Below are 26145 nucleotides of genomic sequence, written 5' to 3'. Positions count from 1 at the left end.
TGTCATCTTAACCCCGCCCCCTCCGGAGCCCAGACCGTGTCCACCCTTGATCTCCTTGGCGCCAACCTCCTTTCCCCCATCGTCCTGGCCTTCGGGCTGGGGCTGGCCGCCCGCCTGCTGCGCAGCGAGCTGCGCATCCCGCCGGCCCTCTACAACAGCCTGGCCATCTACCTGCTTCTGGCCCTGGGCCTGAAGGGCGGCCACGAGCTGGGCCACGCCGGATGGGCCAGCCTGGCCAAGCCTGCGGCGGTGACGGTACTCCTGGGCTGCATCACGCCCCTGACCGCCTACCTCGCCCTGCGGCGGCTCGGCCGCTTCTCCACCGCCGACTCGGCCGGCATCGCCGCCCACTACGGCTCGGTTTCCGCGGTGACCTTCATCGCGGCGCAGCAGTTCGTGGGCGCCATGGGCGGGGCTCCTGAAAGCTTCATGCCGACCCTGCTGGCCCTCCTGGAAAGCCCCGGCATCCACATCGCCCTGGGGATCGGCGTGCTCGCCAAGGCCAGGACCGCCCCCGCCCCGGAGGCGGTGGAAGTTTCCATGTCGGCAGGCGGCGCCGCAGCTCTCGGCTCTGGCCCTGAACCGGTGCCTGTGCCTCCCTCTCTGCTGGCCTCTCTGCATGAAGTCCTGACGGGGCGCACCATGGTTCTGCTCGTGGGTGGCCTCCTGGTGGGCTGGCTCATGGGCGACAGCGGCTGGAAGCAGGTCTCGCCCTTCTTCGACACGGGCTTCAAGGGCGCCCTGATGCTCTTCCTGCTGGAGATGGGCATGCTGGCGGCGGAACGCCTCGGGGAGCTGCGCAAGGTGGGCCCCTTCCTCCTGGCCTTCGGCACGCTGGCCCCGCTGTTCCACGGCGCGCTGGGCGTGCTGCTGGGCCACCTGGCGGGCCTGTCTCCTTCGGGCGCGACGGTGCTCGGCGCCATGGCCGCCAGCGCCTCCTACATCGCCGCGCCCCCCGCGGTGCGCGCCACCCTTCCCGAGGCCAATCCCGCCTTCTCGCTGGCCCTCGCCCTGGGCATCACGTTCCCCTTCAATGTGGTCGTCGGCATCCCCCTCTTCTGGCGCCTCGCCAGCTTCCTGGGAGGTCGCTGATGCAGCCCCAGGTCGGCGTCATCATGGGAAGCCGCAGCGACTTCGAGGTGATGTCCCACGCCTGCGAAGCCCTCCAGCAGCTGGACATCCCCTTCGAGGCCCGGGTGGTCTCCGCCCACCGGACCCCCCGCTGGATGGCCGAGTACGCCAGCACGGCGGCCGCGCGTGGCCTCAAGGTCATCATCGCCGGGGCCGGGGGTGCCGCGCACCTGCCTGGCATGGTCGCCGCGCACACCCTGGTCCCGGTGCTCGGCGTACCCGTGTCGGCCACGGGGCTGAACGGCCTGGATGCGCTGCTCTCCATTGTTCAAATGCCCGGGGGCGTGCCCGTCGGAACCCTCGCCATCGGCAAGGCCGGAGCCCGCAACGCGGCGCTGCTCGCGGCCCAGATCCTGGCGCTGGACAACCCGGACCTGCAGCGGCGCCTGCAGGAGTTGCGGGCTTCGGCAGAGGCTGGCGTCCTCGCGGAGGTGCTTCCATGACTCTGGAATCGAGGCCCGGTCCCATCCTCCCGGGCGCCACCCTCGGCCTGCTCGGCGGGGGGCAACTGGGGCGCATGACGGCCCTGGCGGCCCGCAGCATGGGGTACCGGGTCGTGGTGCTCGATCCCCATGCGGACTGCGCGGCCACCCCCGTGGCGGACGCCGTCCTCGTAGCCGCCTTCGATGACGCCGAGGCAGCAAGGGAACTGGCCCGGCGCTCCGCTGTGGTGACCTATGAGATCGAACGCATCGCCCCGGCGGTTCTACAGGCGGTGGCGGAGACCGGGCTGCTCCGGCCCGGGGCCGAGGTGCTGTCCTGCATCCAGGACCGGGCGCGGCAGAAGCGCTGGCTGGAGGATCACCAATACCCCGTCGGCCCCTGGCGGGAAGTGGCGAACGAGGAAGAACTGCGGCAGGCTCTCTCCGCGTTCGGTCCCTGCCGGGTGAAACGCACCCAGGGCGGCTACGACGGCCGATCCCAGGTCCGGGTGGAAGGGCCCGGCGGGGCCGCCCAGGCCATGAAGGAGCTGAACGGGCCCTCGGTGGCCGAGCAGGAGCTGCGGCTGCGTCAGGAACTGAGTGTGCTGGTGGCCCGGTCACCGCTGGGTCAGGTGGTGGCGCATCCCCCGGCCGCCAATTGGCATGACGACGGGGTGCTGGGCTGTTCCCTCTTTCCCGCCCCGGTCCCCCGGAGGCTGGCGAAGGAGGCCACCGACCTCGCGACCAGCTTGGCGGTGGCGCTGGGCCTGGAAGGGCTGCTCGCCGTCGAGCTGTTCGTGACCGAATCGGACCGGCTCCTGGTGAACGAGCTGTCGCCTCGCCCCCACAACACCTTCCACGCGGCCGGAGCGGCCTGCCCCACCAGTCAGTTCGAACAATTCGTGCGGGCCATCTGCGGCCTGCCGCTGGGCTCCACCGAAGCCCAGGGCGCCTCCGTGTTGATAAACCTGCTGGGCGACCTCTGGCTGACATCGCCTCCCCCCATGGAGGCGGTGCTCGCTGTGCCGGGCGTGTCCCTGCACCTCTATGGCAAGGAGCCCAGGCCCCGGCGCAAGGTCGGACACCTCACCGTGTGCGGGGCCTCGGCAGCCCAGGCCCTGGCCCGCGCGGAAGCGGCGGTGGCCCATCTGGACCCCGCGCTCCCCTAGCCCGCGGTATCGGCCAGAAGCTGCTTCCAGACCGAAGGTTCGTTCAGGCGGCCGTGCTCGTCGAAGCGGCGGCTCTCGATCATGTAGCGGTAGCCCTGCTCGGTGAGGAAGAGCTGGCGGTTGCGGGCGAATTCCTGCTCCGTGGTTTCGCTGCTGATGAGCGAATAGAAGTAGCTCACGTTGCGGTCGCCCTTGGGACGCAGGATGCGGCCCAGGCGCTGCGCCTCCTCCTGCCTTGAACCAAAGGTGCCGCTCACCTGGATGGCCACGGAGGCATCCGGCAGATCGATGGCGAAGTTGGCCACCTTGCTCACGATGAGCACCCGCAGCTGGCCCTCGCGGAACTGCCTGAAGAGCGACTCGCGCTCTTTCTCTGGCGTCTGGCCCGTGAGCACCGGAGCGTTCAGGCGTTCGCCGATGATGCGGAGCTGCTCCAGGTACTGGCCGATGACGAGGATGTTGTCATTGGGATGGCCCGCCAGCAGCTCGTCCATGACCACCATCTTCATGCTGTTTTCGGAGGCGATGCGGAAGCGCAGGCGCTGATCCGCCACCGCGTATTCCATGCGCTCGTCCGTGGGCAGGGGCACACGGATTTCCAGGCAGTGGGCGGTGGCGATGAAGCCGTCCTTCTCCAGCATCTTCCAGGGCACGTCCACCCGCTTGGGGCCGATGAGGCTGAAGACATCCTCTTCCTTGCCATCCTCGCGCACCAGGGTGGCGGTGAGGCCCAGGCGCCGCTTGGCCTGCAGCTCGGCCACGGCCCGGAACACCGGCGCCGGCAGCATGTGCACCTCGTCGTAGATCACCAGACCCCAGTTGGCCGCTTCAAACAGCGTGAAGTGCTCGAAGGGGCCGGTCTTGCTGCGGCGGTAGGTGAGGATCTGATAGGTGGCGATGGTGACCGGCTTGATCTCCTTGGTGTCGCCCGTGTAGAGGCCGATCTGATCCTCGGTCAGGGAAGTCTTGTCGAGCAGCTCCTGCTTCCACTGCTTCACAGCCGTGCCGTTGGTGGTGAGCACCAGCGTGTGCGTTTGCAGGCTGCCCATGCAGCCGATGCCGATGACGGTTTTGCCTGCGCCACAGGGCAGAACCAGCACCCCTGCGCCGCCATCGGGCCCGCCCCCGGCGTGGAAGACATCCACCGCCGCCTGCTGGTAGGGGCGCAGGCCAAAGGGTTTGCCATTCTGCTTGGTGGTGGAGGCCAGCTCGAAGGGCAGCGGGTCGCCGGGCTTGTAGCCCGCCATGTCCTGCACGGGATGGCCCAGGCGAATGAGCTGCAGCTTCACTTCGCCGCGCATGCCCGTGTTGAGGAAGATGCCCTTCTCATCTGGGTAGGGCTCCGCCAGCAGGCCCTGCAGCGACTTCTGGTTTTCCAGCTCCCAGAAGAGGCCGCGATCATCCATTTCGAGCGCGAGGCGATCCCCCTTGGCCACCAGGCGCAGCTTGCCGTAGCGGGTGCCGTGATCCTCGATCTCCTGCAGCAGGTTCTGCGGCACCGGGTACTTCGACCAGGTGTTCAGGGTTTCGATCATGTCCGTGCAGCTCACGCCGGAGGCCGAGGCGTTCCAAAGGCTGAGGGGCGTGATGCGGTAGGTGTGGATGTGCTCGGGGCTCTTCACCAGCTCTGCGAAGCGCGCCAGTTCATCGCGCACCTGCTCGAACGCAGGATGGGCCACCTCAAGCAGCAGCGTGCGATCGCTCTGGACGATCAGGGGGTTGTCGGGGCGGAGGGCGATCACGGGATGGCAGACCCAAACCTTTGAGCGTAGTTCGATCTGCCTAGGCGGGTCAACGGAAGGACCACCAGGGGTCCCCTTCCGCGGCTGCTTTCCGGGTCTCCTCCTCAAGCGGGGTTCCCGGTTGCCGTTAAGAGTTGTTAAGCCCCTTTGAATGCCGCCCCGCGCTGGATGCCCCAGGTTAAGGTAGGGGTTTCCGGAATCCATCCACCATCGCCCCGGATTCGGGAGCCCGCTTCGGAGCCGCCATGTCCTTTCCCGCCATGCGTTGCCTCGCCGCCTTGAGCCTCTTCGCTTTGGCCGCCTGTGGCGGCGGAGGGAGTGGCAGTTCCGCCTCCTCCACCACGCCCCCCACACCTCCTCCCGCGGCCTACTCGGCACAGGTCCTGATGAATGGAGGTTTTGAGGACAACTCGCCGCTCGTCTGGCAAGGCGATACAGCGGTAATCCAATCTGCGGATCCTGCGATCACCTACTCCGCCGCTCATGGCGGGAGTCAGTTTGCCTGGCTGGACGGTTACACCACCGCCAACACAGACCAGATCTATCAGGACGTGTTCATTCCCTCCACGGCGCAATCAGCGAAGGTCGATTTCTACCTCAAAATTGTCACCAACCAGACGGGCTCTGCCGCGGTGGATCTGTTTACGGTCTCAGCCTTGGACACTTCCGGCAACCTCATGAGCAATGGGTTACTCCTCACGAAATCCAATGCTGATGCCCACAGCCCAAGTGCCTACGTCCCCTTCTCGGTGGATCTTCTCCCTTTCAAAGGGAAGGTGGTGCGTCTCTCCTTTAAAGGTGTGCAGGCTGGCACAACCCTCACCGCTTTTCTCTTGGATGATGTGACCGTCACTGTCGGCGTGTCCAGTTCCACCGACCTAAAGCCGACCATCACCAGCTTCACCCCCAACACCGGCCTGGCTGGCCTGGCCACGGTGCAGATCAGCGGAATGAATTTTTTCGGGCTCACAAACCTGACGCTCGGTGGCGCCAGCGCGACCTACACCCTGAAGGATGGCACCAGCCTCACCGCCACCCTTCCCGCCGCTGCTACGCCAGGAGCCGCACCCATCAGCCTGACCAACGCCCAAGGCACCGGTTCCTCTGCCACCAATTTCACCGTGACATTGGGCACCCCCACGGTGACGGGCATGTACCCCACCCAGGGGCCCGTGGGAACCCCAGTCGTCCTCACCGGAGCCAACCTGGGAGGCTCAGGCATCGGTGTCACGCTGAACGGCGTGGCCATCACCCCCATCACCGCCACCCAGGATCAAATCGCCTTCACCGTCCCCGCCGGGGCCACCAGCGGAAATGTGGTGGTCACCATTCCTGGTGGTTCACTGCCACCCCGCACCTTCACGGTGAACAGCGCCAGCACCACTCTGGACCTCCACATCGAGAAGCTCCAACTCACTCAAAGCACCCAAACCCTGGATAACGCGGTACCCATCGTGGCGGGCAAGGCCGGGCTGCTCAGGTTGTTTGTCCTAGCCAATCAGACCAACACCGCGACCCCTTCTGTGCAGGTGACCTTGTTCAATAATGGCGTGGCCGTGCCCGGCTACCCCAAACTCGTGACCTCAACCCAAACCAGCGTTCCCCTGAAAGTGAACGAGGCTTCCCTGGCAAGCAGTTGGAACCTGGCCATTCCCGCCGCCGACCTCACCACCCCCACAGGCACCGGTTACAGCATTCAGGCCGTGGTGGACCCTGCAAATGCCATTGCCGAAGCGGACCGGACCAACAACCAGACCAGCTTCACCTTCGGGGGCACCACAGTGCCCACCTTTAAGACCACCATCTTCCCGGTCGTCCTGGCCAGTGGCACCGGCAACATTACCGCCACTAACAAGGATGCCTGGGTGGCCCGATTGGCCAAGATGTACCCGGTGGCCACCCTGGATGTGCAAGTGGGGACCGCCTTCACGCCCTCGGTTTCGACCCTCGATGCGCAGGATGCCGACAAGCACCGGAGCACCGTCCTCGCCGATCTGGCCGCCAAGCACCTGGCGGATGGCGCTTCGGACCGCTACTACTTCGGGGCCCTGAACGTCAGCTACAGCTCGGGCACCGCTGGGCTGGGCTATGTTCCCAACACCTCGGCAGACAGCTACAGGTACCGAACCGCCATCGGCTGGGATAAGGCCTCGGGTTATGCAGACGGGGGAATGTTCCCCGAGGTTTTCGCTCATGAGACAGGTCACAACATGGGCCGCAACCACAGCCCCTGCTCAAGCGGCACCAATGTTCCGAAGGATACCGACCCTAACTATCCCTATGCCGGTGGTGGCATCGGCGTCTGGGGCTACGACAGCGTGCTGAACACGCTCCACTCTCCTTCGACCGATAAGGACATCATGGGTTACTGCACCCCCAACTGGGTGAGCGACTACGTCTACAAGAAGATCCTGGATTTCCGCGGCGCCACTGGCGGCTTCCTGACCGTGACTGCCGAGGATGCGGCTCTCCCCAGCGCGCTGGCCCAGCCGCAGGAATGCCTCATCGTCCGGGGCATCGTCCACGGCGATGGGCAAGTGGAGTTCCTTCCTGCCTTCCGCACCCGGGCCCTGCCATCTTCTGTTCCGGAATCGGGCGACTACACGCTGAACTGCCTCGACCAGAAAGGGAAGCCAGTCTTCAGCGGCGCTCTGGAACTGATGGAACTGGGTTGCGGAGCCCGCGAAGGCGAACGCCACTTCGTCATGGCCCTCCCCCTGGGAACGGCAGTGCTGGATGCCGTTGCCGGGCTGGATATCCTCAAAGGCGGTTTGGTCAAGGGAAGCCTGCGGTCCGCGACCTCCCCCGCCAGTGCCATGGCGCGCATCGTCACCAGCGCGCCCGAGGCCCGCCGGATCGCCAGCGACCGCATGCAGATCCGCTGGGATGCATCGATCCACCCCACGGCCATGGTCCGCGATGCCGACACCGGCGAAGTCATCGCCATCCTCACCGGGGGAAGCCACACCATCCCCGCCAGCGGGCATCGCTTCGATGTCGTGCTCAGCGATGGCGTGGCGGGCCCCACCCACCGCCTCGAAGCGGGCCAGTAACCTCCGCCTCTCCCACAAAAGGCGCCCTCCGCCCATCCAGGCCTCCCGCTGGCGGCCCGGATGGGCGGAGCCCCCTGACGTACACTTTTTGCGCGTGAGCGTTTCTGGTTTCCGTGGGATACTGAAAGATCCTCTGTACTCGGGTGCTCATGACGCACACGCACTTCCAGCTACTATCGAACTGCTCGGATGAGCAGCTTCGAACCATCTGCGAACGACGGCGGCTACCCATTCCCATCCGTTCCGAGGACGGCGCCGATGGCCGCATGCGGCTGCTGAAGACCATGGTCTTCCATTTGGAGGATCATAAGCGCCTGTCGGATACCTTGGCCGATCTGGACAGCGAGGCCCTGGTGGCGCTCAAGCACCTCGCCCACGAGGGCACGATGCCCGAAGCGAAGCAGCTGGAAAGCCTGCGCGACCTGGGCCTGATCCTGCCCGCCGGATCCGACTGGGCCGTGGCCGAGCGGGTGGCCGATGCCCTGGAAGATTTCGACGATGGAGCCCTGAACTTCGCGGCCCCCGCAGACATCAAGCTGAAATCCGCCGAACCGTTCCGCTTTTCTCTGGCCCTCACGTCCGTGCTGCTGCGCTGCGTGGCGGGCCTGCGCGTGCTCAAGGGCGGCCTGCCGGCCAAGAAGGAACTGGGCCAGCTCATGCAGCGCAACGCCATGCTCCTGGAAGAGCAGGACGCCACGCTGCTGTTCACCCTGCTGCACCGCCTGGGCCTGCTCTGGAACCGCGATGGCCGAGTGGAAACACTGCTGCCCGCCGTTACCAGCCATCCGCCCCGCTGGGTGGCTGAGCGCGCCTTTGCCAGCCTGCTGGAACACGATCTCAAAGCCTGGGGCATGCCCCCGGCGGAAGACCGCCACTTCCTCATGCAACACCTGTTGGAGCGGCGCAGCCAGACCCTGGCCGTGCTCCCCTTCCTGGCCTTCCTCCGCACCCTCCACCCCCTGGATGAGGAGCGCACCCGTACGGTGTTCCTGCCTTTCCTGGGCCGCATGGGCATCATCCAGGGCGACGAGGGCTATGCCCACCTGCGGCTCACGGAACACGGTGAAGCGCTGGCCCACGAATACCTGCTCCGCGACCTGAAGGGCACCGCCGCCCATTGGGCCCCGCTGGACCAGGATCAGCCCATGATCATGCAGCCCACCCTGGAACTGCTGACCCCCCTGCTTCAGAGCCCCCACCGTCTTCTTCAACTGGCCCAGTTGGCGGATGTGGAATCCCTGGATGCCATGGGCACCTTCCGGGTCAGCCACGCCACGCTGGTGCGCGCGCTGGATGCGGGCGTGCCTCTGGAAGAACTGGCCCAGCGCCTGGGCGCCGCCACGCAGACCCTGCCCCAGCCCCTGCTTCAGTTGCTGGAGGATCTTTCCCGCCGTGTGGGCGAGGTGGAAGTCCAGCAGGGGGTACGGCTCGTCAGGGCCCGCACGGCCCACCTGGCCGAGGAACTGAAGCTCCGTCCTGAATTGGCGCCCCTCAAGCTGGGCTCGCTGTCAGATACGGTCCTGGAGGTGCGTGGCGATGGCAATGCCCATGCGCTGCTCAAACAGGCGGGCTTCATGCCCAAGCCCGGCCGGTTCCTGGCCCTCAGTGTGGACAGCGACGAGAAGCTCTACCTCTGGGCCCTGGCCGCCCTGGCCTTCGTGGATGAGAAGGGCATGAACCATCACCTGGAGCCCGTCCAGCAGATGGTGCGCACCGCCATCCAGCGGCTGCACGACGAAGATCCAGCCCTCTACCAGGAAGTGCAGCGCCGCATCCCCATGCTGCACCTGGGCGGCGAGGACCAGCTGGCCGAAGAGGTGCAGCGCATCCTCGAATACGCCGCAGGCCACACGCTCATGGTGGAGCTCACCTACCTGCCCCCGGCCGCCCACCGCACCCAGTTGCGGCGGGTGTCGCCCCGCACCATCCAGGAGGACCACCTGCTGGCCTTCTGCCACCTGCACCAGGAGGAGATGGCCTTCCGGCTGACCCGCATCCAGGGCGTGAAGCTGCTGAACGAGCGGGGCTGGACGCCGGCGAACCACAGCCAGGCGGGATGATGATCTCCGGGGGTTCCTCGCTGCGCGAACACCCCCGGCCCCCCGCGCTCTTCCCGGCAGAGCCGGGCTTCGCTTAGCACATGCTCTGAAGGCCTCGCGCACTCGCCCGCGCAAACCGGGCTCCTACTTTGGCCGACCCCGAATAGAATCCGACCCGGGTGGTTCGTCCGGCCCTAGCCGACCAGTTCCTTCAGCCGCTTGTCGAGGACCTCTGCCAATTTCTCGACCACTTCACGGTTTTCCGTCCGGGAGACCTGGATCTCCTTTTCCAGCTTGCGCTCGGTTTGGAGTACGGATTTCTGCAGCTGGGACAGGATGCCCTTGATGTCATCCAGGTCATTCAGCAGGGAATTCAAACGCGGATCGGGAGGGCGACTGTTTCCGAACACCCCCATCCCGGCCAGGATGGTGGCCAGCGCCGAAAGCAGGAGGATGAGGAGAAGCAGGGGATTGCTTGCCATGGGCACACCTTGCCGCTGGTGTTGCCAAGACCATGCCGATTGGAGGCTTACCCTTGGCTTACTTCGGCAGCTGCTTCACGCGCTGGTAATCGTCACTGAGCACCTTGACCGGCTTCTCCACGGGAATCACCAGGTAGGGTTCGGCTTTCTTCCCACCTTTGCGGGAAGCCAGCTGCAACTGCTGCTGCACCTCTTCCTTGGCCTGACGCTCCTTGGCCACTTCCGAAGCGTGAACTGCGGCCAGCTGGGTCAAGGCCTGCTCCTGGCGCTGGGCCTGGGCGGCAAGACCATCTGCCCGCTCCTTCTGATGCAGGCCCCAAGAACCCAGACCAGCCAGAGCAGCCAGCACGGGAAGGGCGGCTGCGGCGAGGAGACCCCAGGTGGGGCGTTTCCGCTGGGTGCGGCTGCGGCGCTGGGCCTCCCGGCGGAGGTCCTCTGCCAGGGCGGTCAATTCGGCAGTGGGCTCGGCGGCCTTGGCGGCCACCACAGGCCCCAGGCCCAGGAGATCGCGGAGCTCGGCCCGCAATTGCACATCTTCAGCGGGCTCAAATCGCCGGGCGGGATCAGACCAGGACATGCACGCCTCCAGAAGGATTGAGCTGATCTTTGAGTTGGGCCTTGGCCCGGTGAATGCGGGTTTTCACAGTGGCTTCGGGAATGTCGAGAATGTCGGCGATCTCCCGGATGGAGAGCCCCTCCACCACGAACAGCCACAGGGCTTCGCGGAAAGTGGGCGAAAGCAGGCGCATGCGCTCCCGCACCTCCTGATTCAGCACCAGGTCATCGGCACCGCCGGCATGGCCCGGCTCCGTAACCGCTTCCAGGCTGATGTTCTGGTTCTTCATGGGTCGACGCTCAGTCAGTGAGAGGGTGCGCACCGTGCCGTAGAGGAAGGCGGTGGGATGCTCCACCCGCTCTTCCCGCTGCATCAGAATGACGAAAGCCTCCTGAGCGATATCCTCGGGGAACGTGGCGCCGTAACGGCGGGCATAGCTCACCAGCCTGGGATAAAGTTCGGCGAAGGCCGCGTGAAACGCCTCCTGGGTGCCGAACGGGGTCTCTGGTTGGGGTTGCGCCATGCATGGGCTCCGACGTCTTAGGATGCCAGGAACCCGCCTTAGGTTCCGGCTACGCTGGAGGGGATGGAACATCCGCTTCAAGCCTGGCGCGACACCCTGGACGAACTGGGGGTCATCGGGCTTGTACGCACGCCGGTGCAGGCCGCCGAAGCTGAACCACCGGCCCCTTCTCGCTCCCCCTCAGTCCGCCCAACCCCGGCCCGCCCTGTCCCAGCTCCAGCGCCCGCCGCCAAGCCCCCAAAAGCCTACGTCCCGCCCACAGATGCCCAGGGCTGTCCCCCGGTGGAGGTGGTCGCAGCGACATCAACCCTGTCGGAGCTTCAGGCCGCCATCCAGGGCTGCCTGGCCTGCCCCCTGGGGCCCGGTCGATTGAAATTCGTGTTCGGCGAGGGAAATCCCAAGGCCCGCCTCCTCTTCGTGGGCGAGGGGCCCGGCCGGGACGAGGATCTGCAGGGCCGCCCCTTCGTGGGCAAGGCGGGCGAACTGCTGGACAAGATGATCGGCGCCATCGGATTGAAGCGCGAGGAAGTCTACATCGCCAACGTGGTGAAGTGCCGCCCCCCCGACAACCGCACCCCCACGCCTGAAGAAGCCCATGCCTGCCTCGGCTACCTGCGTCGCCAGATCGAACTCATCGGCCCCAGCGTCATCGTGACCCTGGGCGCCACGCCCCTGCGCGAGCTGGTGGGCGTCGCCGAGGGCATCACCCGGGTCCGGGGCCAGTGGAAGCGCGTGAACATTGGGGGCCGCGACATTCCTGTCATGCCCACCTTCCACCCGGCCTACGTGCTGCGCCAGTACACCCAGGATGTGCGCCGCGCGGTCTGGGAGGATCTTAAAGCCGCGAAGGAGTGGGCCGACAAGGCCGCAGGCGCCTGAGGGCCGGAAGCCGGATCCCGACCTGTGTCATGCTAGGCGCAGCTTTCGAGGGCCGCCCATGCGTCTTGTCAACGTGTTCTTCATCGTGCTTCTGCTGCTGGTTCTGATGGTGCTAGGCAACCTGTATCTCACGAACCACGATCTGCTGGTGAAGGAAGTGGTGGTGTTCGGTGAAAGCATCAAGCTGCAGAGCGTCATCCTCATCACCTTCCTGCTGGGCTTCCTCCTGAACGTGCTCTACACCGGCATCATGGAAGTGATCCGGCTGGTGCGTGGACTCAATGATTCCGCCGACAACCGCCTGGTGAAGCGCATTTCAGAGCGCATGCAGGATGCCCGCGACCTCGTGGCTCACGGCCTGCCGCGCGAAGCCAAGGAGATTCTGGAGACCATCCTTGAGCAGCGCCGGGAACACATTCCGGCCCGCATGCTGCTGGGCGAGATTCTCATGAAAACGGGCAGCGCCGAGGAGGCCGTGAAGCTCTTCCAGGCCCTCTGCGAAGATGAGCCTGACCAAGTGGAGGCCCGCTATCAGCTGGCAGAGGCCTTCATGTCCGTCCGCAATCCCGAGGCCTCGGTTGCAGTGCTGAAGAAGCTGGCTGCCGACCATCCCAAGAAAGCGCTGCGCGCCTGGCGGCGCCTCCGTGCTTTGCACATGGAAGCCCAACGCTGGGAGGAGGCTTCCGAAGCCCATAAGAAGCTGCTGGCGAACTTCCCAGGTGAGCTGTCGCAGGCCGAAAAGGCCCAGGGTTCTGCGCTCACCTACCAAGTGGGCATGGCCAAGGTGGAGGCCGACCAGTTCAAGGACGCCGCCCAGATCTTCCAGCAGGTCATCAAGGATGAACCGGACTTCGTGCCCGCCTACCTCAGCCTGGGCCGCTGCATGATTCTGCAGGACCAGGAGGCCCAGGGCCTGGAGATCCTTCTCGAAGGCTTCCGCAAGACCGGCGAGGGCACCTTCCTGCAGGAGATGGAGGACTACTTCATCCAGCTGGGCCGGCCCGAGGACGGCCTGGCGCTGCTGCGCCGCGTGGCCGCCACCTCCAAACACGCCACCACCGCCAAGTTCTTCCTGGGCAAGATGCTCTACCGTCTTGAGATCCTCGATGAGGCTTTGGATCTCTTCCAGGAAGTCCGCAGCCAGGTGGTTTACAGCCCCATCCTGTTTTTCTTCATGGCCAAGATCCACAGCCGCCGCGCCCGCCTGGACGCCGCTCTGAACGAGTACCGCCAGCTGCTCCGAAACCTGGGCGTGCTCAAGCTCCGCTATGAATGCGCTGTCTGCGGCCACCGCACCCAGGACTACACCGACCGCTGCGAAAGCTGCGGCAGCTGGAACAGCGGCCACTTCCTCTTCAAGGAAAGCGACCTTCCCGAAGGCCCCATCCGTGGTGAATCGGGCAGCTGGCTCGCGATGCTCTAAGGCGCCCCGATTTCGCCAACGCCTGAACCCGACCACCGTACAACACAGGGGGCGCCCCCCGGCGCCCCACCACTGCATGCTTAAAATAAGCCTCATCAGTGGTTTTCGTGCAATTACGAGCCCTTAGGCGATGGCCTGTCGAATATCGAACAGAAGGCGCTTCAGCTCCAGTTCGGAGAGCTGAAGGGGCACCTGCTGCTTGACCTCATCCTTGCGGTAGAAGGCGATCCGCTTCACCACGATCTTGTTCTTGCCGATGCTGATCTCGTTGAACTGGATCTGGGTGTCGTCCTTGTAGGGCGGCAGGCTTCGGAGCTGGATGTACATCCCCCGGCGGTCGTGGTCCACGATCTCCAGGCGCTCCCGCAGGTAGTTCACCTGCTCGGAAAGCCGTTCGGCCTTGGTCTTCAGCTTCGCGAAGCTTAGCTTCTTGGGGGCATTGCGCTCCAGCACCATCTCGCCAAGCTGCACGCCATTGTCTTCGCGGCGAAGGAAGCCATCCAAGGTGCCATCCAGCTCCACATCCGTTTGGTGGAAGGTTTCAAACCCTTGAAACTCGCCAGGAAGAACAGAATCGTCATAACGCTTGGCTTTGCGGGACAGCTTCATGGAGCACCTCGAGTAGACCTACTCATATGAGCCAGAGCCGTGCCAGGAATTTTCTACCCCCAAAAAAAGGGTACAGACCTTGATTTGTCAGCACTTCCTCACGCACCTTGCCCAGCGAGAGCTGCCCAGGGCCCCCCAGAAAGGGCACAGCGTGCGTCCACAAACGGTCAGGCAGAATTAAACCTGTTCAGTTTTGGACAGCTCCATCCTCCGCTGCCACCCCTGCCCACCGCCTTCGGTAAATCACGCGGTCCAAGGCTCGGCTGTAGGGACTCCAGGCCCCTGTTCCCGTGTCGTCCTGCAGAGCCCGGAACATGACTTCCAGCTTGCCATCCAGATCGTCCAGATGATGGACCAGCAATGCCTCCGGTGTCTTGGGGAGGACAGGCGATCCGAATTCCAGACGACCATGGTGACTAAGCACGATATGCAGGATGTGCAGGCGGAGCTCCTCGGGGAAACCGGGGATCTTGCCCACCTCTCGGCTGATCCATTCCGCCTCCATGGCGATATGGCCCAGGAGGTTGCCGGCGTCCGTGTAGCCGAAGCTGCGCTGGTAGCTCAGCTCGGCAGTCTTGCCGACATCGTGCAGGAGGGCTCCCGCCATCACCAGGTCGCGGTTCAGGCTGGGGTAATGCGCGCAGGCCCGCTCCGCCATGCCCAGGACCGACAAGGTGTGCTCCAGCAGGCCGCCAAGAAAGGCGTGGTGCATGGATTTGGCAGCAGGCGCCAGGGCGAAGGCCGCCCGCAAGCTCCCATTTTCGATGAATAGCGCCTTCAGGAGGGCCTGGATCCAGGGATCCCGAACCGAGTCCAGCAGGCCGTCCAGCTCTGCCAGCATCTCCGGCACCGGCCGCGAGCTCACGGGGAAGAAGGCCGAAAAATCCCCCACCTCCGCATCCGCCGCGAACCGGACCTTGTCCAGCTTCATCTGGAGACGGCCGTTGTAGGTGGTCACCGCACCCTTCACCCGCAGAAAGACATCGGCCTGGATGGCGTCCATGTCGCCCTCAATGGCCCGGATATCCCAGAGGAAGGCCTTCAGGTCGCCCGAGGCATCCGCCAGCTTCAATTCGAGATACTCGCTGCCTTTGGCGCTGACTTTGTAGGCAGCTTCCTGGGCCAGGAGAAAGCCCTGGAAGGCCTCCCCTTCCTTGAGGTTCCGGATGAGGGGCTGATCGGGCATGGAAACTCCTGGTGCCCCCTCCAGGATGAATCCCAGCGGGGCGACAATCGCTGTCTAATGGTTGCGCGGAACCTTGGGCGGCGGCGCGAAAGGATCCTCGTCGCCCCAGCCCAGCTCCAGGGGGATGCGCTTGTCTTCCAGCACCTCGAAAAGCGACCACTGGTCAGCCTTCTTCACGTTGCCGTCGGGCAGCGCCAGCACCCGGACCTTCAGCACCCGGTTGTAGAGCGGGAATTCCAGCTCATCCTCGGCCTTCACGTCCTGGCTGGCCTTGCGGGGAACGCCGTTCACCCGGACCATCCCCTCGTCGCAGAGCTGATTGGCCAGCTCGCGCCGCTTGATGAGCAGGCTCTTTTTCAAAAAGGCGTCAAGACGCATGCCTCAGCCTTTCAGAATCTCGTCCTTGGGCACCAGGTAGCGGATGTTGGCCCGCATGCGCAGGTTGGACAGGTACTGCTCGATGGCGTTCTGGGCCTTGGGCTCCTGCAGTTTTTCCAGGATCTTGGCCTTCACGTCAGCAAAGGCCTTCACGGGAGCATCCTCCAGCGAGATGAGCTGGATCAGGTAGATGTCCTTGTCCGTCTCGATGGGCGCCGAGATTTCATCGGGTTTCATTTTCAGAGCCGTGCCTTCAATGCTGGCTCGGAGGAAACCCAGGTTCATCCAACCCAGGTCACCGCCGGTGGCCTTGCTGGGGCTGGTGGAATGGAGGCGGGCCAGCTCCTCGAAGGATTTGCCGCCCTTCAGCTCCGCCTGAATGGCTTCCACCTGCTTCCGGGCCTCGGCGAGTTCCTCGGGCGTGGCGCCCTTGGCGATCACCAGCTCGCGGATGCGGAAACGGCTGGGCAGCCGGTACTCATCCTTATGATCCTCGTAGTAGGCGCGCAGCTCGTTGTCTTCCACTGCCACCTTGGAGAACACTTCCCGCTGCAGCACGAACTGCTGGATGGCCTGCTGCTTCTGGCGCTTCATGAACTCGGGGAGGCCGATGCCCAGGCTGCCCTTGAGGGCTCGCTCCAAGTCGGCATCCGTGGCGAAATTGTTCTCTTTTTTGATGCCGTCGATGCTGGCGCGGACATATTCATCGGTGACGGGCGAGCCCAGCTCAGTGCCCTTGTCTTCCAGCAGGAAGGCATCCACGAGCCCCGTGAGGGTTTTCTCACGGGCATCGCGCAGTTTTTCATCGAGCTCTTTGCCCGAGAACTGCCGGTAGAGGGCGGCGTGCTGTTGCTCCACCGCCTGGCCCAGGCTCCGGCGGGAGATGATGTGCTTGTTCACCACCACCAGGATCTCCTCGCGGACATCGGGCTTGCCATCGGACTTGGCGGCCGAACCAGCATCGACCTTGGTGTCAGATTTGGTATCAGTCGTCGTTTCGGCCTTGGTTTCTGTTTTGACCGCAGGCTTCACGGCGGGCTTCCTGCAGGCCATGGGCACCGCAAGAAGCAGGGGTAGCAGGAACAGCGCCCTCACTGAGCACCTCCCTTCCCTGCATCCGGCGCCTTGGCGGCCTCGGGCGCCGTGGCGGGTTTCGCCTCAGGCGCCTTGGCGGGTTGGGCCTTGGGCGCCGCGGGTTTCACCAGCTCGAAGGGTATCTCCTTGCGGAGCCCATCCATCAGCTCGTTCCACACGGTGGCCTGGCGTTCCTGCTGGGCCATCTTTTCGGCGCCCTGCTTGGCTTCCTCGAAGGGCACCTGGCGGGAGGGCTTGCGGCCTTCCACCTTGATCAGGTGGTAGCCGAACTGAGTCTTCACGGGGGCACCCACTTCGCCAATGGGCTGGTTGCGGGCCGCAGCTCCAAATTCCGCCACCCATTTCGAGGGATCCCCATCGGCGTAGAGGCCGCCGTTATCCTTGCTGCCCGGGTCATCGCTGTAGGTCTTGGCCAGCTCCTCGAACTTGGCGCCGCCCTTCAGCTCGTCCTGCACCTTGGCGATGCGGGCCTTGGCCTCTTCATCCGTCAGGCCGGGCTGACCTTCGCCCTGCTTCACAGACACCAGGATGTGCCGCACCGACACCAGGTCCGGCTGCTTGAAGCGCTCGGGGTGCTTGTCGTAGTAGGCCTTCACGTCGGCCTCGGCCACCACCAGCTTCTTCTGCAGGCCCTCACCCTCCTTGGTGAGGAATTCCCGGGCCAGCAGGTCATCCTTGGCCCGGTCCAGACCCCGGATGTAGCTGGGTGTCTTGTCCAGGCCCAGGCGCTTGGCCTTCACAGACAGGAGCTTGCTTTCGGCCATGCGCTTGACGAACTCCTCCTTGCCGCCCTGGAACATGAGGAGCTGCATCTGCTCCTGCTGCCCCAGCAGGCGGAAGGCGGCCTGGAAATCCTCTTCGGTGATCACTTCACCACCCACGCGGGCCAGCACGGGGGACTTGTCCGCAGAAGGGGCGGGCGCTGCCTTCGCGCCAGCCTCAGCCTTGGCCTTGACTTTGGCGGCGGCCTTGGCGGGCGCCTTGGTGGCCGTTTTCGCCGGTTCCTGGGCGACGACACCGAGGGCGAGAAGGGAAATCAGAGAGACACGAAGCATGGTTTTCCTTGGTTCAGTGGGCGCTAGGCCGTCATTTTTTAGTTATCTATCAGAATCGCATGTCGGCGGCATAAGGGGCCGTAGCCGGAACCGCCCTCAAAAGCTTAGGACGGTTCCGGACGGCCCCTAACGGCGCCGTCCGCCGAGCAGGTTCATCAGGGAGAGGAAGATGTTGTAGAGGCTGACGAAGAGGGACAGCGCGAATCCGGCGGGATCGCCAAAATCGTTGGTGCGAAGCATGGCCGACGTATCCCACAGCAGCTTGGCTGAGCAGGCGATCACCGCCACGCCGGAAATGACCAGACCGAAGGTCTCGAGATGGAAGATGGCCGCCGCCAGCCCACCGAAGAACATCACGGCGATGCCCACGATGACGAAGTTGCGCAGGAAGCTGAAATCCTTCTTCGAGACGAAGACCGTGATGGTCAGGGTCATGAAGACCACGCCCGTAAGGCCAAAGGCCATGAACACCGGCGTGAATCCCGCACCCTGAGCCACGATGAGGGCCACGATGCCCGCGATGGTGCCCGAAATGTAGGTAAACAACCCATAGGCCAGGCGGTTCAGGGGCCGCCGACGGCTGACTGCCGACGCGAACATCAGCGATCCGAACTGGACACCGAAGAGGATCCAGTGCCAAAACCCTCCGGCCACCGAAATCAGGGCCTTCCCGACCACGGGCGCACTCAACGCCCCCAGGGCCGCCACAGCGAACCCACCCATGAGCCACAGATAGACGCTTCGGACAAAATCAATGCGGGACCGGGTCCCTTCCGAAGCTCCCTGCCACGACTGCTGAAGATCCATGCCACGCTCCAAGGGAGATCCGAACGCGGATCCCACTCAGATCCTAACATTCCCCCACCTTATCCCTGCCGTGACCCTCCCCGAGGTTCCGTGATCCCTCCCCCCTGGCAAGCCCGTCTCCACCTGCAGGCCCAACACCGTCAAACCTTGGGCCGGGATCGAAGCATCCATCCGGCTGCCGGGGTGGATGTTTGTTCCAACGACTACCTGGGCCTGCGGCGCGATCCCCGCCTGGCCGAGGCAGCGGCCCGGGCCGCCCACCGGCATGGCGCCGGGGCAGGTGCAGCGCGGCTGCTGCGCGGCACCTGCGAACTCCATGAGGCTCTGGAGGCGACCCTGGCCCAGTGGAAAGGCCAAGAGGCCTGCCTGCTTTTCAACACCGGCTACCAGGCCAATGCCGCCCTGATCCCGGCTCTGGTCGGCCGCGGCGACGCGGTGTTTTCCGATGCCCTCAACCACGCCTCCCTGGTGGATGGTTGCCGCTTGGCCCGGGCCGGAGGCGCCCAGGTGGGGATCTACCGGCATCTGAACCTCGCTGATCTGGAGGCCCAACTCGTCGCCTGGCGCTCCGCCTCGCCCCTTGAGGCCCTGGCCTTGGTGGCCACAGACGCGGTGTTCAGCATGGATGGCGATGTCGCCGACCTTCCGTCTCTCCTCGCGCTCTGCGAGCGGCACGGCGCCCTGCTGCTGGTGGATGAGGCCCACGCCACGGGGATTCTGGGCTGCGATGGCACCGGACTGGCCCAGCAGCAGGGCGTCCACGGGCGCATCCCCCTGGTCATGGGCACCCTGGGCAAGGCCTTGGGCGCCTTCGGCGCCTTCGTGTGCGGTGATCGGCTGCTGAGGGAGCACCTTCTCAACACGGCCAGAGGGTTCATCTTCTCGACCGCCCTGCCTCCCCCCGTGCTAGGCGCCGCCTTGGAAGGCATCCGCATTGCACGGGCCGAGTCCTGGCGGCGGGAGCGGGCCCTGGGCCTCGCCCATCGCCTGCGGCAGGCTTTGGGCCAGCCGGATCAGACCTCGGCCATCGTTCCCGTACCCGTGGGGGCAGACATCGAGGCCGTCCGCCTGGCGAAGGCGCTGCAGGAACTCGGCTACGATGTGCGCGCGGTGCGCCCGCCCACCGTGCCGGAAGGCTCCGCCCGCCTGCGCATCACCACGGGGGCACACCTGACGGATGCGGAACTGGATGGACTCATCGCAGCTCTCCATCAGCTTCGGGCAAACCGCTGATCACGCCTCCAGGGCCTTGCGCATGGCCCGCAGCAGATCCTCCCGCACGAAGGGTTTCTGCACGAAGGCCGCCAGGCCCTTGCCCAGGAAATCCTGGATGGCCTCCTGCTCGTTGTAGCCGCTGGTGAGCACCACCCGGCATCCCGGATCAAGGCGCCTCAGTTCGCGAAAGCTTTCCGCCCCATCCAAGTGGGGCATGGTGAGGTCCATGAGCACGGCGCGGATGGATCCGGCCCCTTCACGGAAGCGTTCCAGGGCCTGCAGGCCGTCGTGGGCCGTCACCACGTCGAAGCCTGCGGAGCGCAAGATGTCCGCGGCCACGTTCCGCACGCCCTCTTCATCATCGACCACCAGGATGGTGCCGCTTCCGCTCCAATCCTCAGAATCGCGGGGCCGCTCCTTCTTCGCTGGATCGCCGCTGCCCGCCGGGAAGATGAGTTTGAAGGTGGTGCCCTTCCCCGCCTCGCTGTAGAGCCGGATGCCACCCCGGTGCCCCCGCACGATGCCCTGCATGGCCGACAGCCCCAGGCCCCGGCCCGTAAACTTGGTGGTGAAGAAGGGCTCGAAGATGCGCGCCTGCACCTCGGGCGTCATGCCCTGTCCCGTGTCGGAGACTTCCAGCGTGAGGAAGAGGCCCGGCTCGATGGGCTGACCGGGGAAGTCCCGCGCCAGGGCCTCGGAGTCGTAGGTCATGGAGCCGGTGCGGATGGCCACGATGCCCTCGCCCTCCCCGATGGCCTCTGAGGCATTGGTGACGAGGTTCATCACCACCTGCTGGATTTGCGAAGCCTCAGCCACGAGGACGGGCAGCCCCGACTGCAGGTGATACCGGAGGGCCACCTTCTTGGAGATGGATACGCTCAGCAGGTGTGACATCTCCTCCACCGCCTGGTTCAAGTCCAGGGGCGCCACCGTGAATCGGCCCTTGCCTGAGTAGGCCAGCATCTGCCGCGTGAGGTTCGTGGCGCGGTGGACCGTGCGTTCCATGTTCTCAAGGTAGGGCCAGGCCGGAGACAGCTTGGGGATGCAGAGCTGGGCCAGGCTGATGTTCCCCAGGATGGCCGTCAGCAGGTTGTTGAAGTCGTGGGCGATGCCGCCGGCCAGGACGCCGAGGCTCTCCAGTTTCTGGCTTTGAAGCTGGGCCTGTTCCTGGCGCCGCCGTTCGGTGATGTCCGTGACCACGCCCATGATGCTCACCACCTGGCCCTGCTCATCCAGCACCGGCGTGCCCGTGACGATGGTCCAGAGGTCGCTGCCATCACGGCGGCGGAAGCGGACATCGTGCTGGGCGCTCAGGCCTTCCTGGCGCTCAGTCAGGTTCCGCTTGACCTCCATCTGGTCGGATTCGGCCACGAAGTCGAGGAAGGGACGGCCGGCCAGTTCCTCCGGCTCGTGGCCGAGCATCTCGGACATCCGGCGGTTCACGAAGGTCGTGATGCCACTGGCATCCACCACCCAAAGGCCATCGCCCATCACCTCGATCAAACGGCGGAAACGCGACTCGCTTTCCCGCAGGGCCTGGGCATCCCGCCGATGGCTTTCGGTTTCCTCCAGCAGTTCCCGGGTGCGAACCTCCACCTGAACCCGAACTTTCGCCTCGCTGGCCAGCAGGGTGCTCACGTAGACCGACAGCAGCAGGGAGAAGGCGAAGCCCGCTGCCAGCACCGCCCAGGCGCGGGTGGGCGTGCCCAGGAGGTAGTGTCCTGGCGCGGGGTTCACCGCCACCGTCCAGGTGCGCCCCGCCAACTTGAAGGTGCGCACCAGGCGAAGCCCTTCTTCGCGCGTCTGGCCCAGAGCAGGCAAGGGCGAGGGTTCTTCGTGCAGGAGCCCTTCGGCCGCCGGTGCACTGGCATCAATCAATCGCACCTCGACCCCCTTGGGCTCCAGGAAGGCCAGGGATTTCTGGACCAGATCCCCCATGCGGAAGACGCCTTGAACCACGCCCAGGTTCTGGCCTTTGGCGTCCCGCACGGGGATCATCACCAACACACCAGCCTGATTGCCTGTTTCCTGGATGAGGCGCACGCGCCCGCTGGCGGCCAGCTCACCCGTGCGCAGAGCCCGCTGCAGCGCCTCCTGCCGGGTTGAAAGGTTCTCCGCCGAAAAACCGAGCGTGACTTCATTCCCCTTGAGCGGAGCCACGAACTGCACCGCGTGGAAGATCGTCCCGGGTGGGATTTCATGGATCGCCCCGTCCGCCTCCCTGAAGAAGAAGCGGAAATCCGGATAACCCTTCCGCGCTTCGGCCTCCAGGGCCGCCCGATTGGCGGGACTGACGCGGGGCAGCCACTGCAGCGCCTGGATGTAGGGATGGCGGGCAATCACCGGTTCCAGGAAGGTGCGGAAATCCTCGCGCGTCACCTGGTCACTGGCCTCGTAAAAACCTCGGAGCACGACCACGTCATCGAAGCCGTTCTGCATGCCCTGCACCACGCTTTCGGCGCGGTCCCGCGCCGCGGCCTGGAACTGTGCCTCCACCTGGCGCCGGTAGGAATCCCGGGTCAGGAAGAATCCACCCAGGGAGAGCCCCAAACCCACCAGCAGCACTGAAAGGGTGCGGAGGCGCCGCCATAGCGACGGTGGAGAGGGTGGTCCCGAGATGGTAGGTGGCAAAGGCATCTTCTTTATTAAGGGCGAACTCCATGCTCGCAGGCGGTTCCTCCCGAGGGAATCATCGCCGCCTATTTCATCGACACGGGAACCTCAAAGCCTGACCTGTGGGAGAATTCCAATGGACCGAAGGGTCTTCAGGAGGTGCCGCTTGAATCGCAACATCATGCTCGCCCTGGCAGGAGGTCTGGTCGCCGGTTTCATCGCAGGCTACTTCGTGTTCAGCCCCTCCAAGGATGAAAGCGCCCCTGTGGTCGCCGCGCCCACCACAGCTGTTCTGCCCGCCCCCTCCCTTGGCGGTGCCCTGCCGGCGGCTCCCGCCCAAGGCGCCATGCCCCTCGCACCGCCCTCCGCCGAAGTGCAGGCCCGCATCGCGCGCATCGAGGCCGCCGTGCTGGCCGACCCCAAAAACCATGATGCCTGGGCGGCCCTGGGCAACGAATACTTCGATTCCCACCAGCCCCAGAAGGCCGTGGATGCCTATGCCAAGGCCCTGGCCCTGAAACCGGTGGATCCCAACGTGCTCACCGACCAGGGCGTCATGTACCGGGCCATGGGCCAGTACGACAAGGCTCTGGCCAATTTCCAGAAGGCCAACAAGCTGGACCCCACCCACGTCCAGAGCCTGTTCAACATCGGCGTGGTCTACGCCAACGATCTGAACAAGCCCGACGAGGCCGCCAAGGCCTGGAACAAGATCCTCACCACCGCGCCCAACAGCGACCAGGCCGCCCAGGCCCGGCAGATGCTGAGCCAGCTGAAGAAGTAGCCCAGCCTTTGGACTTCACCACCCTTCCCAGCCCCCTCTGGGTGCTTGGCACCGGCACCGGCGTGGGCAAGACGCATGTGTCGTCGCGGATCGCCCGGACCTGGGCCCAGTCGGGGCCCGTCGTGTACCGCAAGCCCTTCCAGACTGGCGTGGACCGGGCCGACCATCCCGAGGCCGATGCCAGCGCGGTAAGCGGTCCCGGCATTACCGCAGAGAACCACACCCTGTTGCGGGCACCGCTGTCTCCGCTGGCAGCGGCCCAGCTGGAGGGAAAAACGCTCGATCTGGCGGACGCCGCGCACTGGTGCCAGCGACCGGCTGAAGGCCGCATCCTGCTGGAAGGCGTGGGCGGGCTCATGGTGCCGCTGGCGCCAAGCACGCACTTCCTGGCCTGGGCCACGGAGCTGAAGATCCCCTGCGTGCTGGTGGCTCTGGGCGGGCTGGGCACCCTCAACCACACGCTGCTCTCCGCCGAGGCCCTCATGCTGCGGGGCTGGCGCATCGAAGCCGTGCTGCTGAATCCCGGCGCTGACGGCTGCAGCCGGGAAGCCGCCGCGGTGAACGCCTCGGTGCTGCGGGGTTTCCTCCCCATGCCGGTGGTGGTCCTAGACTGAGGGCATGCCGAGCCCCCTGCCCCCCGACTGGACCGATCGCCTCGCCCTGGACCGGGCCCACCTGTGGCACCCCTTCACCCAGATGAAGGTGCATGAGGCCGATCCGCCCGTGCCCGTCATCGGCGGCGAGGGCTGCGACCTGCTGCTGGCCAATGGCGAGCGCGTGCTGGACGGCATCTCCAGCTGGTGGACCTGTCTCCACGGCCATGGCCACCCGCGCCTGGTGAGCGCACTGGAGCGCCAGGCCGCGAAGCTCGATCACGTGATGTTCGCGGGCTTCACCCACGAACCCGCCCTTGAGCTGGTGACGCGGCTGCGCCCCAAGCTGCCCGCGAACCTCACCCGCGCCTTCTTCTCGGACAACGGCAGCACCGCTGTGGAAGTGGCCCTCAAGATGGCCTTCCAGGCCCAGCTGCAGCGCGGCGAGAACGGCCGCGCCCGCTTCGGCGCCCTGCGCGGCGGCTACCACGGCGACACCCTGGGCGCCGTGGGCGTGGGTGAACTGGAGAACTTCATGACCGGGCTCTTCAGCCCGCTGCTGCTGGCCTGCGAGCGCCTGGATGTGCCCGAGGATCCGCGCCGTGAGCTGCAGCCCGACCTCAGCGGCTGGCCGGAGCGGTTGGAGGCCTCCCGCCAGCAGATCCGCGCCTTCTTCACCGAGCACGGCGCGCGGCTGGCCGCCTTCATCGCCGAGCCCCTCATCCAGTGCGCGGGCGGCATGCGCATGTGGCCCCCGGAGTGCCTGCAGGAACTGCGCGCCCAGTGCGATGCCCATGGCGTGTACCTCATCCTCGATGAAGTGGCCACGGGCTTCGGCCGCACCGGCACCTTCCTGGCCTGCGAGCAGGCGGGTGTGGCGCCCGACCTGCTCTGCCTCTCGAAGGGCCTCACGGGCGGCACGCTGCCGCTGTCGATGACCTGGGCCACCGAGGCCATCTACAGCCACTTCTGGGGTGAGCCCACCTCGGGCCGCGCCTTCCTCCACGGCCACAGCTACACGGCCAACCCCACCGCCTGCGCCGTGGCCTGCGCCAGCCTGGCCCTTTTCGACGAAGAGCCGGTGCTGGCCCAGGCCCAGGCGCTGAACGCGGCCATGACGGAGGCCTTCACCACCCTCGCCAGCCACCCGGCCATCCGCCAGGCCCGCGTGCTGGGCACCATCGGCGCCTGTCGCCTGGTGGATCCAAAGACAGGCCGGGCACACGATCCCGAAGCGCGCTTCGGTTGGCGTCTGCATCGCCGCGCCCTCGACCAAGGTCTGCTGGCCCGTCCCATCGGCGACTGCCTCTACCTGCTGCCGCCGCTGAGCACCCCACCAGCGCGCATCGCCGAGGCCGCGGAGACACTCCTCGCGCTCCTCAACGGCTGAGCGGCCCGCTCAGCGAACGGGCGTGGCCACGAAACCAGTGCCCTTGGCCTCCAGCTGTACCAGCTCCGGCAGGTGGGCCCCCGCCAGCACCACCTTGGCTTGGGCGGCCTTCCGAAACAAATCCTGGCGGACCTGGATCGCCTTCGCACCCGCCAGGTCGAAGCTGATGCCCACCTCGGGGTGCTCGATCTGCACCGCGCCGAAGTGGATGAGGTCGCCGATGCACCAGAGTTCGCGTCCGCCAGACGTGAAGGCGTACACCGTGTGGCCGCCGGTGTGCCCATGGGCGCTCACCGATCGCAGGCCCGGCGTCAACTCGGCGCCATCCTCGAAGACCAGGAATGCCCCGGCGGCTTCATAGGCAGCGAAGATGGCCTTGAGCTTTGGGATGCGGCCCCGCAGGCGCTCCGGCAGCTTCGCCTCGTCCTCGAACCAGAAGGCCTGCTCGCTGCGCGGCACGCAGAGCCGCGCCTTGGGAAAGGCCCGGCTGCCATCGGCTTTCAGCAGGCCGCCGATGTGGTCGAAGTGGTAGTGCGTGATGACGATCAGGTCGATGTCCGTGGGGGTGACCCCCGCGGCGGCCAGACCTTCCGACAGGTGGCCCGAGTCCTCCTCGGGATCCTTGCCGATGCCCGTGTCCACAAGCACGGTTTTCCCGGGCAGCTTCACCAGGAATGTGTTCACCGGCGTGGCGGCGGCGTCCTTTCCGCCCAGCAGCCGGCGCACCTCGGTGGGCGTGATGCCGGAAAGCAGCGAGCCCTCCAGGGAGATGAGGCCGTCCCGCAGGGCCCAGACCTTCAGCTGACCCACCTGGATCGGCTTCAGCGGAACAGGGGTGGAGGTCACGGCAGGCTGTGACAGGGCGATCCCGCAGAGGAGGAAGCTGGCGATGAATGGAAGGCGCATGGACGCAGTGTACCCGGCACCCCTTCGTGGCAGGAATGACGACGCCGGAGTGATGTTCCAGCCGCCCTATACTGGCCCCCTACTGTGGAGCACGA

23 protein-coding genes are annotated in these 26145 nt (G+C 65.7%); 11 read left to right on the top strand and 12 right to left on the bottom strand.

The annotated features are described in order from the left end of the window. The first annotated feature begins 36 nt into the window (after positions 1–36). The 3 genes from Q9293_RS02560 to purK are packed head-to-tail and all read left to right on the top strand — an operon-like array spanning position 37 to position 2722. On the top strand, positions 37–1092 hold the full coding sequence (locus Q9293_RS02560) for a sodium-dependent bicarbonate transport family permease (protein ID WP_306249724.1): 1056 nt from the start codon (positions 37–39) through the stop codon (positions 1090–1092). Next, on the top strand, positions 1092–1574 hold the full coding sequence (gene purE / locus Q9293_RS02555; protein WP_306249721.1) for a 5-(carboxyamino)imidazole ribonucleotide mutase: 483 nt from the start codon (positions 1092–1094) through the stop codon (positions 1572–1574). Before Q9293_RS02560 ends, purE begins: the two co-directional genes overlap by 1 nt. Continuing rightward, positions 1571–2722, top strand: a complete 1152-nt coding sequence (gene purK, locus Q9293_RS02550; protein WP_306249719.1) for a 5-(carboxyamino)imidazole ribonucleotide synthase — start codon at positions 1571–1573, stop codon at positions 2720–2722. Before purE ends, purK begins: the two co-directional genes overlap by 4 nt. Here purK and Q9293_RS02545 read toward each other — a convergent pair. Next, positions 2719–4464, bottom strand: a complete 1746-nt coding sequence (locus Q9293_RS02545) for a DNA repair helicase XPB (protein WP_306249718.1) — start codon at positions 4462–4464, stop codon at positions 2719–2721. The genes purK and Q9293_RS02545 overlap by 4 nt on opposite strands. Before the next feature lie 245 nt (positions 4465–4709). Between Q9293_RS02545 and Q9293_RS02540 the strand changes: the two genes are divergently transcribed. Further along, a complete protein-coding gene (locus tag Q9293_RS02540) occupies positions 4710–7517 on the top strand; it encodes an IPT/TIG domain-containing protein (protein ID WP_306249717.1) in 2808 nt (935 codons plus the stop codon). A 149-nt stretch (positions 7518–7666) separates the two neighbouring features. After that, complete coding sequence (locus Q9293_RS02535; RefSeq protein WP_306249714.1) at positions 7667–9577, top strand: helicase-associated domain-containing protein; 1911 nt, start codon at positions 7667–7669, stop codon at positions 9575–9577. Between the two features lie 173 nt (positions 9578–9750). On the opposite strand, the gene Q9293_RS02530 is transcribed toward Q9293_RS02535, so the two are convergent. From Q9293_RS02530 to Q9293_RS02520, 3 genes are read right to left on the bottom strand one after another with little or no spacing between them, the layout of a single operon-like run. Beyond that, on the bottom strand, positions 9751–10038 hold the full coding sequence (locus tag Q9293_RS02530) for a hypothetical protein (RefSeq protein ID WP_306249712.1): 288 nt from the start codon (positions 10036–10038) through the stop codon (positions 9751–9753). Positions 10039–10096: 58 nt separating this feature from the next. Continuing rightward, the gene (locus tag Q9293_RS02525) at positions 10097–10615 is read right to left on the bottom strand and encodes a hypothetical protein (RefSeq protein WP_306249710.1); all 519 of its coding nucleotides are present in this window, start codon (positions 10613–10615) and stop codon (positions 10097–10099) included. Continuing rightward, the gene (locus Q9293_RS02520) at positions 10602–11117 is read right to left on the bottom strand and encodes an RNA polymerase sigma factor (protein ID WP_306249708.1); all 516 of its coding nucleotides are present in this window, start codon (positions 11115–11117) and stop codon (positions 10602–10604) included. Before Q9293_RS02520 ends, Q9293_RS02525 begins: the two co-directional genes overlap by 14 nt. Positions 11118–11180: 63 nt before the next feature. On the opposite strand from Q9293_RS02520, the gene Q9293_RS02515 reads away from it, so the two are divergent. Beyond that, on the top strand, positions 11181–11996 hold the full coding sequence (locus tag Q9293_RS02515) for a uracil-DNA glycosylase family protein (protein WP_306249706.1): 816 nt from the start codon (positions 11181–11183) through the stop codon (positions 11994–11996). A 58-nt stretch (positions 11997–12054) separates the two neighbouring features. After that, positions 12055–13419: a tetratricopeptide repeat protein gene (locus Q9293_RS02510; protein ID WP_306249704.1), complete on the top strand. Its 1365-nt coding sequence runs from the start codon at positions 12055–12057 to the stop codon at positions 13417–13419. Positions 13420–13542: 123 nt separating this feature from the next. Here the strand turns inward: Q9293_RS02510 and Q9293_RS02505 are convergent, their stop codons facing one another. From Q9293_RS02505 to Q9293_RS02480, 6 genes are all read right to left on the bottom strand, one after another. After that, the gene (locus tag Q9293_RS02505) at positions 13543–14028 is read right to left on the bottom strand and encodes a hypothetical protein (protein WP_306249703.1); all 486 of its coding nucleotides are present in this window, start codon (positions 14026–14028) and stop codon (positions 13543–13545) included. 187 nt (positions 14029–14215) lie between these two features. Next, positions 14216–15214, bottom strand: coding sequence for a 3'-5' exoribonuclease YhaM family protein (locus Q9293_RS02500; protein ID WP_306249701.1), 999 nt, complete (start codon positions 15212–15214; stop codon positions 14216–14218). A 54-nt stretch (positions 15215–15268) separates the two neighbouring features. After that, on the bottom strand, positions 15269–15592 hold the full coding sequence (locus tag Q9293_RS02495) for an RNA-binding S4 domain-containing protein (protein ID WP_306249699.1): 324 nt from the start codon (positions 15590–15592) through the stop codon (positions 15269–15271). Between the two features lie 3 nt (positions 15593–15595). Continuing rightward, positions 15596–16687, bottom strand: coding sequence for a peptidylprolyl isomerase (locus Q9293_RS02490; RefSeq protein WP_306249697.1), 1092 nt, complete (start codon positions 16685–16687; stop codon positions 15596–15598). Then, complete coding sequence (locus Q9293_RS02485; RefSeq protein WP_306249695.1) at positions 16684–17742, bottom strand: peptidylprolyl isomerase; 1059 nt, start codon at positions 17740–17742, stop codon at positions 16684–16686. Before Q9293_RS02485 ends, Q9293_RS02490 begins: the two co-directional genes overlap by 4 nt. A gap of 126 nt (positions 17743–17868) precedes the next feature. Continuing rightward, positions 17869–18549, bottom strand: a complete 681-nt coding sequence (locus Q9293_RS02480) for a Bax inhibitor-1 family protein (protein WP_306249693.1) — start codon at positions 18547–18549, stop codon at positions 17869–17871. 90 nt (positions 18550–18639) lie between these two features. On the opposite strand from Q9293_RS02480, the gene Q9293_RS02475 reads away from it, so the two are divergent. After that, positions 18640–19782 (top strand): 8-amino-7-oxononanoate synthase, encoded by a 1143-nt coding sequence (locus Q9293_RS02475; RefSeq protein ID WP_306249691.1) that lies wholly within the window; start codon positions 18640–18642, stop codon positions 19780–19782. Here the strand turns inward: Q9293_RS02475 and Q9293_RS02470 are convergent, their stop codons facing one another. Further along, entirely contained in the window at positions 19783–22395 is a 2613-nt protein-coding gene (locus Q9293_RS02470) for a CHASE domain-containing protein (protein WP_306249688.1), read from the bottom strand. A 148-nt stretch (positions 22396–22543) separates the two neighbouring features. On the opposite strand from Q9293_RS02470, the gene Q9293_RS02465 reads away from it, so the two are divergent. From Q9293_RS02465 to bioA, 3 genes are read left to right on the top strand one after another with little or no spacing between them, the layout of a single operon-like run. Next, on the top strand, positions 22544–23161 hold the full coding sequence (locus Q9293_RS02465) for a tetratricopeptide repeat protein (RefSeq protein WP_306249686.1): 618 nt from the start codon (positions 22544–22546) through the stop codon (positions 23159–23161). Between the two features lie 8 nt (positions 23162–23169). Further along, entirely contained in the window at positions 23170–23775 is a 606-nt protein-coding gene (gene bioD / locus Q9293_RS02460) for a dethiobiotin synthase (RefSeq protein WP_306249683.1), read from the top strand. A 4-nt stretch (positions 23776–23779) separates the two neighbouring features. Further along, positions 23780–25144 carry an adenosylmethionine--8-amino-7-oxononanoate transaminase gene (gene bioA, locus Q9293_RS02455; RefSeq protein ID WP_306249681.1) on the top strand — a complete coding sequence of 455 codons (1365 nt, stop codon included), beginning with the start codon at positions 23780–23782 and terminating at the stop codon, positions 25142–25144. A gap of 9 nt (positions 25145–25153) precedes the next feature. On the opposite strand, the gene Q9293_RS02450 is transcribed toward bioA, so the two are convergent. After that, positions 25154–26050 (bottom strand): MBL fold metallo-hydrolase, encoded by an 897-nt coding sequence (locus Q9293_RS02450; RefSeq protein WP_306249679.1) that lies wholly within the window; start codon positions 26048–26050, stop codon positions 25154–25156. Positions 26051–26145 lie beyond the last annotated feature (95 nt).

The sequence above is a fragment of the Geothrix sp. PMB-07 genome, from assembly GCF_030758935.1.
Classification (GTDB): Bacteria; Acidobacteriota; Holophagae; order Holophagales; family Holophagaceae; genus Geothrix.
The sequence above is the reverse complement of the archived record's forward strand: the minus strand, read 5'-3'. Positions and strand labels throughout refer to the sequence as shown.

Bases quoted from the DNA above. Each gene is read 5' to 3' on its own strand.
- Q9293_RS02480 (WP_306249693.1), bottom strand. From the start codon at position 18,549: ATGGATCTTCAGCAGTCGTGGCAGGGAGCTTCGGAAGGGACCCGGTCC.
- Q9293_RS02535 (WP_306249714.1), top strand. From the start codon at position 7,667: ATGACGCACACGCACTTCCAGCTACTATCGAACTGCTCGGATGAGCAG.
- Q9293_RS02525 (WP_306249710.1), bottom strand. From the start codon at position 10,615: ATGTCCTGGTCTGATCCCGCCCGGCGATTTGAGCCCGCTGAAGATGTG.
- Q9293_RS02500 (WP_306249701.1), bottom strand. From the start codon at position 15,214: ATGCCCGATCAGCCCCTCATCCGGAACCTCAAGGAAGGGGAGGCCTTC.
- purE (WP_306249721.1), top strand. From the start codon at position 1,092: ATGCAGCCCCAGGTCGGCGTCATCATGGGAAGCCGCAGCGACTTCGAG.
- Q9293_RS02520 (WP_306249708.1), bottom strand. From the start codon at position 11,117: ATGGCGCAACCCCAACCAGAGACCCCGTTCGGCACCCAGGAGGCGTTT.
- Q9293_RS02485 (WP_306249695.1), bottom strand. From the start codon at position 17,742: ATGCTTCGTGTCTCTCTGATTTCCCTTCTCGCCCTCGGTGTCGTCGCC.
- Q9293_RS02505 (WP_306249703.1), bottom strand. From the start codon at position 14,028: ATGAAGCTGTCCCGCAAAGCCAAGCGTTATGACGATTCTGTTCTTCCT.
- Q9293_RS02510 (WP_306249704.1), top strand. From the start codon at position 12,055: ATGCGTCTTGTCAACGTGTTCTTCATCGTGCTTCTGCTGCTGGTTCTG.
- purK (WP_306249719.1), top strand. From the start codon at position 1,571: ATGACTCTGGAATCGAGGCCCGGTCCCATCCTCCCGGGCGCCACCCTC.
- bioA (WP_306249681.1), top strand. From the start codon at position 23,780: ATGCCGAGCCCCCTGCCCCCCGACTGGACCGATCGCCTCGCCCTGGAC.
- Q9293_RS02515 (WP_306249706.1), top strand. From the start codon at position 11,181: ATGGAACATCCGCTTCAAGCCTGGCGCGACACCCTGGACGAACTGGGG.
- Q9293_RS02540 (WP_306249717.1), top strand. From the start codon at position 4,710: ATGTCCTTTCCCGCCATGCGTTGCCTCGCCGCCTTGAGCCTCTTCGCT.
- Q9293_RS02530 (WP_306249712.1), bottom strand. From the start codon at position 10,038: ATGGCAAGCAATCCCCTGCTTCTCCTCATCCTCCTGCTTTCGGCGCTG.
- Q9293_RS02495 (WP_306249699.1), bottom strand. From the start codon at position 15,592: ATGCGTCTTGACGCCTTTTTGAAAAAGAGCCTGCTCATCAAGCGGCGC.
- Q9293_RS02450 (WP_306249679.1), bottom strand. From the start codon at position 26,050: ATGCGCCTTCCATTCATCGCCAGCTTCCTCCTCTGCGGGATCGCCCTG.